This is a genomic window from Lacihabitans lacunae (assembly GCF_042649125.1).
In the GTDB taxonomy this organism is placed as follows: Bacteria; Bacteroidota; Bacteroidia; order Cytophagales; family Spirosomataceae; genus Leadbetterella; species Leadbetterella lacunae.
In genome coordinates, this window is sequence record NZ_JBHRYQ010000001.1 from 1,938,154 (window position 1) to 1,952,688 (window position 14,535).

Annotated in this window: 10 protein-coding genes; 3 read left to right on the top strand and 7 right to left on the bottom strand. The window is 36.8% G+C overall.

Annotated features, from left to right (window positions below; translation table 11 throughout):
- Positions 1 to 90: 90 nt before the first annotated feature.
- From ACFOOI_RS08475 to ACFOOI_RS08485, 3 genes are all read left to right on the top strand, one after another.
- The gene (locus ACFOOI_RS08475) at positions 91 to 1,383 is read left to right on the top strand and encodes a serine hydroxymethyltransferase (protein ID WP_379837013.1); all 1,293 of its coding nucleotides are present in this window, start codon (positions 91 to 93) and stop codon (positions 1,381 to 1,383) included.
- 119 nt (positions 1,384 to 1,502) lie between these two features.
- Positions 1,503 to 2,369, top strand: coding sequence for a twin-arginine translocase subunit TatC (gene tatC / locus ACFOOI_RS08480; protein WP_379837015.1), 867 nt, complete (start codon positions 1,503 to 1,505; stop codon positions 2,367 to 2,369).
- On the top strand, positions 2,362 to 3,423 hold the full coding sequence (locus ACFOOI_RS08485) for an AI-2E family transporter (RefSeq protein ID WP_379837017.1): 1,062 nt from the start codon (positions 2,362 to 2,364) through the stop codon (positions 3,421 to 3,423). Before tatC ends, ACFOOI_RS08485 begins: the two co-directional genes overlap by 8 nt.
- Before the next feature lie 12 nt (positions 3,424 to 3,435).
- On the opposite strand, the gene ACFOOI_RS08490 is transcribed toward ACFOOI_RS08485, so the two are convergent.
- The 7 genes from ACFOOI_RS08490 to ACFOOI_RS08520 form a co-directional block, all read right to left on the bottom strand.
- A complete protein-coding gene (locus ACFOOI_RS08490) occupies positions 3,436 to 4,185 on the bottom strand; it encodes an RluA family pseudouridine synthase (RefSeq protein ID WP_379837019.1) in 750 nt (249 codons plus the stop codon).
- Positions 4,186 to 4,212: 27 nt separating this feature from the next.
- Complete coding sequence (locus ACFOOI_RS08495) at positions 4,213 to 5,259, bottom strand: sensor histidine kinase (protein WP_379837021.1); 1,047 nt, start codon at positions 5,257 to 5,259, stop codon at positions 4,213 to 4,215.
- A 95-nt stretch (positions 5,260 to 5,354) separates the two neighbouring features.
- On the bottom strand, positions 5,355 to 6,038 hold the full coding sequence (locus ACFOOI_RS08500) for a response regulator transcription factor (RefSeq protein WP_379837023.1): 684 nt from the start codon (positions 6,036 to 6,038) through the stop codon (positions 5,355 to 5,357).
- A gap of 78 nt (positions 6,039 to 6,116) precedes the next feature.
- The gene (locus ACFOOI_RS08505; protein ID WP_379837025.1) at positions 6,117 to 6,944 is read right to left on the bottom strand and encodes a hypothetical protein; all 828 of its coding nucleotides are present in this window, start codon (positions 6,942 to 6,944) and stop codon (positions 6,117 to 6,119) included.
- A gap of 59 nt (positions 6,945 to 7,003) precedes the next feature.
- On the bottom strand, positions 7,004 to 9,343 hold the full coding sequence (locus tag ACFOOI_RS08510) for a S9 family peptidase (protein WP_379837027.1): 2,340 nt from the start codon (positions 9,341 to 9,343) through the stop codon (positions 7,004 to 7,006).
- Between the two features lie 180 nt (positions 9,344 to 9,523).
- Entirely contained in the window at positions 9,524 to 10,984 is a 1,461-nt protein-coding gene (locus ACFOOI_RS08515; RefSeq protein ID WP_379837029.1) for an FG-GAP repeat domain-containing protein, read from the bottom strand.
- A gap of 3 nt (positions 10,985 to 10,987) precedes the next feature.
- Positions 10,988 to 14,470 (bottom strand): VCBS repeat-containing protein, encoded by a 3,483-nt coding sequence (locus ACFOOI_RS08520; protein WP_379837031.1) that lies wholly within the window; start codon positions 14,468 to 14,470, stop codon positions 10,988 to 10,990.
- Positions 14,471 to 14,535: the final 65 nt, after the last annotated feature.

A 14,535-nucleotide genomic window follows, 5' to 3' on the forward strand; every position in this document is an offset into this window, starting at 1 on the left:
AAGATAAAAAAAAGATTTATTGGGGTTTCTAAAAAAAGAAGTTTTAATTTTGCACCACTTTTTAATAATCTCAAAATTAGTTTTTTATCAATGTCAATATTGAATTCTTCACCTGAAAGGGACGCCCAAATTTTTGATTTAATTCAGAAAGAACACGAGAGACAATTACACGGAATAGAGCTTATTGCCTCTGAAAACTTTGTATCGCCTCAAGTGATGGAAGCTGCCGGAAGTGTTTTAACCAACAAATATGCAGAAGGCCTACCGGGCAAAAGATACTATGGTGGCTGCGAAGTAGTAGACCAAGTAGAGCAAATTGCGATAGATCGCTTAAAGCAACTATTCAATTTGACATGGGCCAATGTGCAGCCTCACTCAGGTGCACAAGCAAACATGGCGGTATTTGTGGCTTGTCTGCAGCCTGGTGATAAAATTCTAGGTTTTGACCTTTCTCACGGTGGTCACTTATCACATGGTTCGCCTGTAAATATCTCTGGAAAGTATTTTCAGCCGTTTTTTTATGGTGTAGAAAAAGAAACAGGACTAATTAACTGGGATAAAGTTGAAGAAACTGCTTTAAGAGAAAAACCAAAAATGATCATCTGTGGTGCTTCTGCATACTCTAGAGATTGGGATTATCCAAGATTAAGAAACATCGCTGATAAAGTGGGAGCAATTTTACTTGCTGACATATCTCACCCAGCCGGTCTTATAGCAAAAGGATTACTTGCTGACCCTTTTGACCACTGCCATATCGTAACTACTACTACTCACAAGACCCTTAGAGGTACAAGAGGTGGAGTTATCATGATGAGAAATGATTTCGAAAATCCATTCGGAATTACTACTCAAAAAGGGAAAATTAGATCTATGGCTTCACTTTTAGACTCTGGGGTTTTCCCGGGTACGCAAGGCGGTCCATTAGAGCACATCATTGCGGCTAAAGCAGTAGCTTTTGGCGAGGCATTAACTGATTCTTTCGGAAACTATGCGGTGCAGGTTCAGAAAAACGCAAAAATAATGGCTCAGACATTTATGGACAAAGGCTACCAAGTAATATCTGGCGGAACTGACAACCACTTGGCACTAATTGACCTTAGACCAAAAGGCCTTAACGGTAAAGTAGCGGAAAATGCACTTATCAAAGCTGATATTACGGTAAACAAAAACATGGTTCCATTTGACGATGCATCTGCAATGACCACTTCGGGTATCAGAGTAGGTACAGCAGCCATGACTACAAGAGGCCTTGTTGAGTCGGATTTTGTAAGAGTAGTTGAATTAGTTGATAAGGTTTTGATGAACCATGACAATGAAACTATCATTACCGATGTAAGAAATGAAGTAAATGAGTGGATGAAATGGTTCCCACTCTTTAAATAAGAATATATTTTTATTAGAAAAACCTCATAGTTAAATAAACTGTGAGGTTTTCTTTTTTTATACCTACATCGTGTGCCTTAAATTACTAAATTTGTCTTTAGTTAAAATAAAATTAGAATATGGCCTTGGACCAAACTCCTTATATAGATTATGACGACGACGACGAGTCGGCTTCTGGTGAAAAAGAAATGACATTTATTGAGCATCTTGAGGAATTAAGATGGCACATAATAAGATCGGTAGCGGCTATTTTGGTTTTTATGATAGTAGCATGGGTCATGATGGGAAAAATCTTTAATTCAATTATTCTAGCACCATCTCGACCAGACTTTTGGACCTATAGAAAACTTTGTGAATTAGGAAATGCAGTAGGTATTCCGAGCTTATGTGTAGACAAGCTTAATTTCTCATTGATGAGTAGAGAGGTTTCCGGCCAATTTATGATGCAGCTTACCGCCTCAGCTATTGTAGGTTTATTGGTTGCGTTCCCATATGTTTTTTGGGAAATTTGGCGATTTATTAAGCCAGGCCTTAAAGTCTCCGAAAAAAGTGCTGCAACAGGCTCTGTATTTTTTGTAACACTCCTATTTTTTATGGGTATAATGTTTGGCTACTATGTTGTGGCTCCTTTTGCTATTAACTTTTTAGTTAACTTCACCATAGATCCAAGTATCGTAAATCAGTTTGATATCCAATCTTATATTTCGGTACTTGCTACGCTAACTTTAGCTTGTGGGGTTACATTTCAGTTACCCATGGCCATATTGGTGTTAACCAAAATCGGAGTTATTACACCTAAGTTTTTACAAGTATATAGAAAACATGCGGTTGTTGTCATATTAATAGTGGCGGCTATTATCACACCATCTCCAGACATGATCAGCCAAATTTTGGTGGCTATTCCTTTATATATCTTATACGAAATCAGTATTTTGGTTTCAATAAGAATCTATAGAAAAAAACAAGCTGAGGTAAAGAATGATTAAATTAAAAGACACTTCGCGGATACAAAACTTGGCGGCATCATTAATTGTGATAGCCTTGATAATCTATGCGTTAAGTGTCTTGAAAGATATTTTAGTTCCTTTAATTTTCGCGGGTATACTTTCATTTTTTTTACTTCCGATTTGTGAGTTTTTAGAGAAAAGAAAATTCCCAAGGGTATTGGCGATCATACTTGCTATTTTATTAGCAGCACTGATATTAAGTACTTTTATTTATTTCTCTTATACTCAGATAATTCAACTCGAAAGCCTAATTCCGGTAATGATAGAAAAAGGAACCATTCTTCTAACACATATAGAAGAAATTGGTCATAAAACTTTTAAACTTAATAAATTTGAACTTTTACAAAAAGGGCAACAATATTTAACAGAAATACTAAAAAATGCTCCTGTATTGTTGGGGAATACTTTGGGCACTACTTCTAATTTTTTATTAAATTTTTCTATTCTTCCGTTGTACATTTTCCTTTTTCTATTGTATCGAGATTTTCTTAAAGCATTTGTTTTTAAGGTATTTAAGAACGGTAACAAACACAAAATATCGGTTGTTCTAGAAAAAATAAATGACGTGGTGAGAAATTACCTAGTGGGTCTTTTACTTGTCATTATAATAATTGGAGCTTTAAATACAATTTCGCTACTAGCATTAGGTATAGAGCATGCTATATTTTTAGGTTTTTTTGCGGGTATTCTAGTTTTAATTCCTTACATCGGAATTGCTATCGGTGCCACTATTCCCATTTTTGTGGCTCTAATCACCAAAGATTCCTACTGGTATCCATTGGGTGTTGCAATAGCCTTTGCGGCCATTCAATTTTTAGAAGGCAACTTCATAACACCGTATATAGTAGGCTCTAAAGTAAGTATTAACTCACTAGCAGCTATTATCGTATTGTTGCTATTTAGCAGCCTTTGGGGAGTAGCAGGACTAGTTTTAGCCTTGCCACTGACTGCCATTTTAAAAGTTATATTTGATTCAAATGAAGACCTCAAAGCTTGGGGGTTCTTATTGGGAGACTCCGACAAATTAGACTAACAAAAGCCTAAACTATTTGGACTTTTCTAACTGATTTACCAAGACTTCAAAATCATGTGCGTATGGAGCAGTTACTTCTATCACGCTTTCATCCAAGTCTCTAAATCTAATAATATGGGCGTGTAAAGCAACTCTCTTTATTAAAGGCAGCTCTTCTGTTTCACTTTTCAGATTAAACTTTCTCTTTATTTGAGACAAAAATATCATATCACCACCGTAAGTAGGGTCACAAACGATTGGAGCCTTTAGGCATTGCAAATGAACCCTTATCTGATGCATACGTCCAGTTATAGGGATACATCTTACCAAACTGTGTTTTGAATACGACTTAACGGTAAAAAATATAGTCTCTGCCATTTTACCTTTTAGCTTATCTATTCGTACTGCAGTGCCGTCTTTTAGTGGAGCAATGGGCAAAAACACCGAGATACTATCAAAATCATGAACACCATTTACCACAGCGTGATATTCTTTTTGTACTTCGCGATGTTCAAACTGCATAGCAAGGTTTCGATAAGCGGCTGGATTTTTGGCTAACACTAAAGCACCTGAAGTTTCCTTGTCAAGTCTATGGCAAAGCTGAATATCGCCATATTTTTCACGAGCTATTTTTAATATTGATACGGACTTATCTGGGGTTCGCTCGTCAAGCGAAGGTACAAATGCGGGTTTATTGATCACGACATAATTTTCATTTTCGAAAATTATAAGGTCGTCTAAACTAATATTTCGGGGTGCTTTCTTAAATCTACTTAAATCCATGCTTGGTTTGCCTTTGAGCGGGCAAAGTTACGCAATTTCCTTTGGTGCTTTTGCCAAATGGAAAGTAAATCTTGTTCCTTTGTCTATTTTAGAAGAAACACTTATGCTGGAATCGTGAGCGTTAAGAATATGCTTAACAATGGCAAGGCCTAATCCTGTGCCTCCGGTCTCACGAGAGCGAGATTTATCAACCCTATAAAACCTCTCAAATATTCGAGGAAGTTGGTCTTGCGGAATACCTGGGCCATCATCTTCTATAGAAACCCACACCTTTTTGTCTTCCTCGGTTATGGCAACTTGAACTTTACCATTTTCTTTTCCGTATTTTATGGCGTTTTCTATCAGGTTAATTAGCACCTGAGATATCCGCTGTGGATCGGCCAATACCAAAACCTTTTCGAGCGACTTGGGCTTTAAAGACAACTTTGTGCCTCTTTTTTTTGCTTTAGTTTCTAATTGTTCAAAAATCTCATTGACTATTTCAATCAAATTTATCAATGCCAAATGCATTTTAAGGTCTCCGCTTTCAACCTGAGTAAGCACCACTAAGTCACGCACCAAAATATCTAAACCATCTAAACTTTTTGCCGCTTTTTTCAAAAACCTTTGGGCCACGTCAGGGTCTTCTATGGCTCCGTCCATCAGTGTATGCACAAAGCCTTGAGCTGCAAAAATTGGCGTTTTTAATTCGTGAGACACATCAGCCAAAAACTCTCTTCTGAAAGTCTCCATTTTTTTGAGCTCATTTATTTCTTCTTGTTTTTTACTAACGTAGTTATAAATTTCTCGGTTGAGCTTAGATAGCGGGTTAATGCTCTTAATAATTGTTTTTTTAGCAATATCAAAATCTTGGATTTTTAGCTTTTTAATAGTCGTATAAATCTTATTCACCTCACGAAAAACAAGGGTGTCAATTACATAATATATAAAGAAAAAAGAACTAATAAAGCAGCTTATGCCACCTACAAACATGATATCAGCAGATGTCTGGGGAACAAAACTTATGAAAACCACCGTGATGGTGGTAATTAACGCTGCACATAAAAGTGCAATCCACCTTGGGGAAAGAAACATATTTTTCTGAAATAAATAAAAAAGGAAAGGCCCTTTGAAGTAAAAATTGCATTTTTTTTCTCAAATATCAAATCCAAGAAAAAAAATGCATCCTGCTAGTTGTCTGTTTTAAACATATACCCCACACCTTTGAGTGTAGAAATATAGTCCTCTCCTACTTTTTCGCGTACCTTACGAATGTGAACATCAATGGTTCTTTCAACCACAAAAATGTCTGCACCCCATATTTTTTGAAGTAAACTTTCTCTTGACTGTACCTTGTTTGGATGTGAGGCTAAGTAAAATAAAATTTCAAATTCTTTTTTGGGCAAAATAACCACCGAACCGTCTCCTTTGGTTACTGAATAGTTCTCTTTGTTGATAATCAAATCAGAGATTTCAAGAACTCCGTCTTCTTGTTTTTTACCTGTCTCTTTTCTAAAAAAAGCATTTATCCTACTCAATAAAGCTCTTGGCTTAATAGGCTTGGTTAGATAATCATCCGCTCCGATTTCGAAAGCTGCTACTTCTGAGTACTCCTCGGCTCTGGCAGTTAGATACACCACATGCATGTGCTTAAGTTTCTCCGAAGTTTTGATAATTTTCCCTGCCTCTATTCCATCCATAACGGGCATCATGATATCCATCAGAATGAGGTCTGGCATGTATGTTTTGGCTAATTCTACACCTTCTAAGCCGTTTACTGCGGACTTAACTTCATAACCTTCTTTGGCCAAGTTGTAGGTCAACAATTCTAGAATATCCTCATCGTCGTCAATTACAAGTATTTTTTTAGACATTTTATTAAATTGTTATTAAACCTTTAATTTTCGATGGCAAAATTAACCTAAGATTACCGGAGGGCTGTTAAGCCAATGTTAAATTTCAATTTGATAGATTTTCCCCTGTTCGTTTGAAAAAATAATTTTATGATCGTTTTCAAACACCACAGCCTCTGTTTGGTTTTTACCAATTTTAAAACATGTTAAAGGCTCACCAAAATTTATTTTACCATTTTTTATTCCATACAAAAACAATTTGCCATAGGTTATAAGTACGTATTTAGTACCATCGGGACTAATATCTGCACCCGTAACTTGGCTTTTCAGCCAAACCGAATCCTGGGGTTTTAGCGTGTAATCACCTGGTTTATCAGGCATTACATATAGTTTTGAAATCTTTTTGCCTTTGGCCCAACTTTTAGTAAAAAGATAAAGTGAGTCATTGGCCCAAAAGAAAGCCTCGCAGTCAAAAGACAAATCTTTATTGTCTTTAAAGTCTTGGTCCGAATATCTAAAAGTTAATTTTTCTACGTTTAAATTCCCTTTTTTATAGATTACTAAATCTTTTCTTTTGTTATTATTATTTCCAAAATCTCCGATATAAATATTGCCTTTGGTATCTTTTGCCAAGTCTTCCCAATCCTTATTGTCGGCATTGGGAATTTCTAGAGTTTCATATATCAAACCTTCGGCGTCTACCATGTATAGCTGCGGCTTGCCTCCACCGTCATTGTGGGTCCAATATTTACCGTTCTCATTTGCCTTGATAAGCCCTGAGCTTTCATTTATAAGACTTGGAAACTCCCCTACTTTTTCAATATCTACTTTTTCTATTTCAAAATTTTCGGCACGATGCTCATAACTACATGAGCACGTGGCGGTTTTTATTGCAAATAATAAAAGGTAAAACTTATAAATGTACATACTCAGTTTGGGCCAATTTCTCCCCTTTGAAAAAAAACTTTACATTAAATTTAAGCTTTTCATTTTAATTTTTCTTCAAACAATTTTAATATTCTCTTGTATTCGTCTGTCCATGAACTTGGCTCTACAAAACCGTGATCTTCCATTGGGTATGATGCCAACTCCCAATTCTCTTTTTTAAGCTCAATTAGTCGCTGAGCCAGTCTCACTGCGTCTTGGTAATGCACATTAACATCTACCATACCGTGGCATATCAATAAATTATTTTTTAAGCCATCTGCAAAATAAATTGGCGAGCTGCGTCTGTATGCAAGGCTGTCTGTAAATGGCTCATTCAAAATATTAGCCGTATAGCCGTGATTATAAGCTGCCCAGTCAGTTACAGGCCTCAAAGCTGCCCCAGCCTTAAACACGTCTGGTGTAGTAAACAAAGCCATTAGCGTAATAAAACCGCCATAGGACCCGCCATAAATACCGATTTTGTTTTTATCGATTCCATATTTTTTAACTAAAAGACCAGCAGCATCTACATGGTCTGTTAAATCTTTGCCGCCCATGTGTCTGTAAATACCCGTTCTAACATCTCTGCCATATCCTGCTGAACCTCTGTAGTCAACGTCAAGTACCGTATAACCAAGGTCACACAAAAGGTTATGAAACATGTATTCTCTGTAATAATTACTCCACCATTTGTGAGCGTTTTGCAAATACCCTGCACCGTGCACAAACACTACGGCTTTGTTGTTTTTCTTTTTTGGCACATAAATTCTGCTAAAAACCTCTTGCCCATCGCGGGCCTTAAATGAGATCACCTCTGGGGCTCTCCACGCATAGGCGTTAAACTCAGCAGTGGTAGAAGTGGTAAGTTTTTGCATTTCAGCACCCGCTTTGTTTTCTTGTAGGTACAGTTCCCATGGTGTGTTTGAATTTGAATATCTTATGGCCAAATATTTTTCATCAGGAGAGACCGAAACATCATGAGCACCCACTTTGCTGGTTACTTGTGTTCTTTTTCCTCCATTTACAGACATGTGATAGAAATGTTGCTCACCAGGATGCACCTCATTTGTGGTCAAGAAAAACGTAGATTTATCTTTTGAAAGCTCAGCTTTGATAACTTCAAACTTACCCGAAGTTAAAGCAATTTTTTCTTTGGAAGTGATATTCATTTTATATAAATGCGAATATCCCGAAGCTTCCGACTGGAAATACACCTCGCTTTCAGAAATCCAACCAAAAGTTAAACCAAACCTTCCATAGCCTATTCCTGGTCCTGCTACCCAAGCTTCGTCTCTTTGCCTGTCTAAGGTTTCTACAGCCCCAGTTTTGGGGTCCACCTTCACAATCCAACGATCTTTGTTGTCGTCTGCTCTCACTATTCCTAACAAACTACTGCCTAGCGGAGACCACATAAACGTAGTCATACTTACCACTCTCGGTTTTTTCTTGGCTGTTGAATCTTTCTTTGGATAATCTTTCAAATAATCAGGCTCGTCAAAAATACCCTCAAGTTTGCTTAAGTTTACTTTAAGAACCGTGTCTGCAGCCACATTATATACATAGGAGATCGAACTTCCATTTGGCGAACCCACTTTAGTTCGGGCATTTAGATCTTCGGTATAACCTGACTCTGTCACATAACTCGGCACAATGGCCCTCTTTGCATTTTTAGGTGCTTCAAAAACCGTGTAGGCTACAAAATCTAAACGAGGACTAATTTCTAAATCACGAAGTGAACCACCATCTAAATATATTTTCTTTGGCTCTTTGGGTTTATAGGCAGACTTTTTAGCCAATTCTTTCTTTTCTTTTCGCTCAGCCAATACCTCAAACATAGCCAATTGGTCTTTTTCTAACCAATCTTCTTCCTCATTTTTCTTTTTGGGTTCTGTTTTTTTACCTGCGTCAAACTGGGTGTGTTGCTTTATGTCTCCGCCGTTAAGATTCACACTAAAAATGTCGGACCCTTCTTGGTATATAATACGTTGCCCATCGGCCGAAAACTTAGCATTTGATTTCCTAGCTGTGGTATTTGAAAGTCGTTTTTGAACTCCTGTGGCTACATAGTACAAAAATAAATCTCCACTTTTTGTGTATACTTTAAGGGCATTATCTAAGCTATACGCTCCAGAGAATGCCGGCAGTTCATACACTTCTTTGCCTGTTAGTTTCTCTATTTTTTTTGAGTTTAGGCTATACTTATATGTAGAATCCCCTTTATTTTTATCCGGATTCCAGCTAAAATAAATGTTATCATTTGACTCACTCCAGTTAATATCTGAAGGCGAGGTGCCCAACCATTTTGGGTCACGCATAATATATTCTACCGTAAGTTTTGAGGTTTGGGCAAAACCTGCAAAAAAGCAAAAGTTAAGAAGTAAAAGTAATTTAATTTTCATTTAAGAAGCGGTTAGTTTGTTAATTTTGACGCACCTAAATTATACAATTTGTTTCAATACTGCCAAAACTTTAAGACAAGCAAAGCAATGTTGGAGACGATTTAACACAAAAAAGCTAAATCGAATAAAAAAGAAGATAATATGAAGGTGCCAGGTAAAAAATAAACCGGGAGCAACTTGCTATTTCAGATTATTTTTCAAAATCAGTACAGACGGCTTGTTGGTGTTTTCGTTTCTAGTAAAGGCACCTAAAATAATATCTTTGTCGCCGTCGTTGTCAAAATCAGCTACGTCCATTGTGAGCCATTTTTGATCCGAAACATTCTTTTTAGATGAAACTTTATATTGATATTTTCCGGTGTTTTCAAAAAACAAAAAGCCCTCGTTAACTTCAATAGGAAAAACCGAAATAACCGCAAAATCAAGGTCGCCATCTAGGTCAAAATCATCTGTTATTACTTTAGAGGCCCCATTTATGCGATAAAAATATTTTTCTGAGAATTGATTTTTACCATCATTTTCATAAATTCTTAATCCATGAAAAGGCTTTTTGATGATAGACAGATCGGCATTATCGCCGTTTGTATATATAATATCCAAATCGCCGTCTTGGTCTATGTCTTTTAACTCAAAAAAAGTAGAACCAAAAAAAGAAGGAAACTCTAAAATAGTTTTAGGCTCAAACCGATGGTCGCCTTTGTTTTCAAATAAAACAATGCTTTCTTTTCCTTGTGAAAACAATACCAAAAGGTCTTTTTTATTGTCTTTATTAAAATCTACTTCGTAGGCAATTCTTGCACCAGGCTGCTTGGCAAGAACATATTTTTCAAGATTTTTACCATCGACCCACATTAAGTCACCCGCGTTATTGCCAAAGTTACATATCACAAAATCTTGGATGAGGTCGTTATTAAGATCTGACCTCAGTAGACTTACAGGCCTATGGAGGCCCTCCACTTTAGCTTTTCCACTAATTACCAATTTGCCTTTGGCTAAGTCAGAAGGATTCAAAATACCCGATTCCAATACAATAGAGCCTATTTTTGAATCAATTTTAAAATCTGTGATTGGGCTGCTGCTATTTGCCGAATCTATTTTTTTTCCCTTGTTATCTAAGGTGTACAACATGCTTGGGTTAGAAGTAGAAACTTTAAACTGCTTTTTAGTTGGCTCAAAAATAGTCATCACCACCTCTGAAGCTTCTATTGGCAACACATTTGAGTCAAAACTTAGCAATTCATTTTTCTTTTCTGCGGGCACATCCGTCAACTCCTCCGGAGAATTCTCTGAATAAAAAGCCACTATTTTATCCCAATCTTCTTTTGCGATAATGGGCTTCTCTCTGTATACCCCAGACTCCATAATGGCCAACATTTCTTCTTGCGAATACTTCATCATCTCGATCATATAGTCGCCATGACCAAGTCTTAGACCCATATTAGGCAACACTCTATTGACCCATACATTTCTTGGAAGACTAGCGGGTTCAGGAAACATGTGGCAACTGCCGCAATGCAAGGTTGCTAACTCTTTTCCTGACAAATCACTCGCAACTGGCGGTGTATACTCCTCGGTTTTAGGGGCTGAGGTACACGAATAAATAAATATTAACACTGAAACTCCTAAAAAAACTAAACGCATATTTTATTGAATTTTTAAAGATTTCGCTCCAGCAGGAATTACTACATATCGCGACGATTGCCCAAAATATGAGGAACCGTAATACAACTCTTTTTTGAATGTTTTGTTATTATACTGATACGAATATGATTGTGCATTGGGAGCTACTTTTTGTTTCTCCATAAATAAATTCGTATTAAATATTTTTAAACTTCCTCTATTTTGAGCTACCAAAATCTCGATTTGACCTTTAGAATTAAACGTACTTACCATAGCTTTTGCATCAAAAGGCACATAAAAACCTGAATTCTTTACGGTCTTAAACGTACAATCTCCATTTCCTTTTAAAAACACACCATTCGAGGCATCGTATCGGCCAGTAGATATTTCGGTGCCATAGTTATTCCCTGAGATTAAAATATCAGGAGAGCCATCTTTATCGAAGTCTTCAACTATGATTCCGTTAGTTTGGCTAAACTGTGCTTCTATAGGCAATACTATTACTTCAAATTTGCCTCCTGAGTTATTTTTTAAAACCACCGATGCAGTTGTAGTAAGGCTAAGGTCTTGGGCATCTTTTCTTTCATCGGCGGTTAAAAGATTGTCATACGTAGCATTTGCGAAGTCTTTGTATGTCGTGAATTTGCCTCTGGTACTATTAAGTTGCTTGTTCACATCGTCTTTGCCATTGAAAGGCACCAATTCTCTTTTTTTATTTGGGCCTTCGAAATATACGAATGGAATGGCGTCGTAATTTCCGTTCCCATCAAAATCCTTGGCAACTATTCTTACAGGTTCGGTTTTAGAAGCCTTGTAAAGGTTATTTAAACCCACATTGCCGAGCACGTAATCCATATCTCCATCTCCATCAAAATCTGCGGCGTTAACAGATGTCCATAATCCGTTTAGGTTTTCAAGACCCGTTTGAAGCACCTCTTCAAATTTCCCTTTTTTATTTTTGAAAAATCTCGGAGCCGCCCATTCACTAGCCACCATTATATCAATCCAACCGTCGTTGTCATGGTCAGTCCAAATCACATCACAAACCAAACCGAGGTCTTTAAATAAAGGCTCGTTTATAGCTGTAAACTTCGGTTTGCCCGTTTGTGAGTCATTTCTATATAAATATGAATCTACAAACTTTGGATACTCTCCGGGAACATTTCTGCCCGAAACAAACAAATCCAAGTCGCCGTCATGGTCAAAATCAGCCGCTCTCACACATGAAGTGCTGACTGCAAAATCAGGAATAGCAGAACTGCTTAAAGTAAAATTACCTTTTCCGTCATTTGTATAAAAGGCATCTTTAAACTGAGCATCGCCTTTGGTGGCTTCATTTCCTCCTCGGCAGATATACAAATCGAGGTCACCGTCTTTGTCTGCATCAAAAAACAATGGTCCGAGGTCTTCACCTTTTTTATCTAAACCTGTATTTTCGATTGGTCTTTGACTAAAACCTCCTGAGACGTTTCTTATTAAAAACATGCCACTGAAGCCCTTGCTGCCACCCACAAAAATATCTTCGAGGCCATCGCCGTTTATGTCGCCAACGGCCATACCAGGCCCTAACTCAGACAGTTTAAAAGGCAATAAATTTTGAATATTATAATCTATAAAGTCGGTTTCTTGGTGAACATAATTGAGTTTTAAACTATCGGTTACATCCTGAAATATCCCTTTTGATTTTAGTATTGTATGAATAGTTTCTTGCTTTGCATTTTTGATATTAACTTTTAAAACTTGATCTAACTTTAAATTAGTTAAAATCTCAGACTTGCCATTGTACCATTGAATTTCAAGGCTTTTTATTTTCTTTTGCCCAACACCAAAATGCACAAAAGGCTCAACACTAGAGAGATACCCACGATACGGATTGTTTTCATGGATAATTTTCTCTCCATTCTCAAAAGTTAGGATTGCTACTGTACCTATTCCATTTCTATTTTTTGCATCTCCTTCAAACTTTAATCTCAAAAAATGTGATTGCTTATCGGTGTCAAACTGAACCTGATTGTTTTTAAACACAAAAGCAGAATCGTTGATATTATTCACCACATAATCAAGATCACCGTCATTGTCTAAGTCTGCATAAACGGCCCCATTTGAATACGAAGGAATATTCATACCCCATTTTTCGGTTACATTTTCAAAACCGAGGTTACCGTTGTTTTTAAAAGCATAATTACTGATTTTAACTTCTGGAATTTCTTTCAAAATATCAGACCTTAAAGCCAGCCTCTCGTTGTTATTTCTAAAACTCACGAAGTCACGATCCGTTACATCTTTAGGAAAACCATTTGTTATTATTATATCTCTGTTTCCGTCGTTATCAAAATCAGCCAATGAGGGTGTCCAAGACCAGTCAGTTTCAGATAAGCCCGCCAGTAAACTAACCTCGCTAAACATGGGCTGAGAAGTGGAACCATCTATTCCATTATTTAGCTGCAAGGTATTTCGCATATACTGAAACGTATAGCCAAACTCCTTGTTGAAGTTATACATTTGATAATTATTGGGATTGGTCAAAACCTTTTTTCTAAGGTTGGTTTTGGCCAACATATCCACAGCAAAAATATCTAATAGTCCATCGTTATTGATGTCTACCACGTCATTGCCCATAGCTGAACTTCCGGTGTGTTTAAAGTATTCAGCCGCCATGTCTTTAAAAGTCCCGTTTTTCTGATTGATATACAAAAGGTCATCCGCCAAAAAGTCATTTGTAACAAAAATATCTTTCCAGCCATCATTGTTAATATCACAGATATTTACTCCTAAACCATACCCTTCAATGGTTATTCCTGCTTCTTTTGAGGCATTTACATACACCGGGTGATTTTTATCGGCATCCCACTCGCATCTATAAAAAGTATCCGTATTTGGGTTTGAACCATCTTTTATTTTAGGTCGGTATTGGTTCGGATATTGACTCGTGATATTATTTAAAACATACAAATCAAGGTCACCGTCATTGTCATAATCAAAAAAAGCAGCATTTTCGGAATGTGCACTATCATTAACGCCATATTCGGCGGCCATTTCTTTAAATGTTAGTTTACCATCTTTAAGGCCTTGATTTACATACAGAAGATTTTCTCTTTCTTTCGGATTCGAATTTACTGTGGCTGCAATGTACACGTCTTGCCAGCCGTCGTTATTGATATCTACCACAACTACTCCTGCACACCATTTGCCGTTTCCACCTATACCTGCTTGCTCTGATACATCCTCAAACTTAAACTCTCCTTTGTTGAGATAAAGTTTGTTACTAACCTGATTTCCGGTAAAAAAAACATCTTGGAGGCCATCGTTATTAAAATCACCTATCCCTACTCCTGCACCGTTGTACACGTATTCAAAATCAAGGATATTTATAGAATCTTTTTCTACTATACGGTTCGAAAATTTTATACCTGAATCTTCAGATTGAATCTGTTCGAACAGCGTTTTTTCCTTACATGAATAAAAAACAGTACCTATAATGAGTAAGAGATAGCCTTTAAGTTTCATTACTTTTTTACTTAACAATTTTAAAAATGTCTATTTTCTAAAATGGATTTAATAGTTTTCAATAT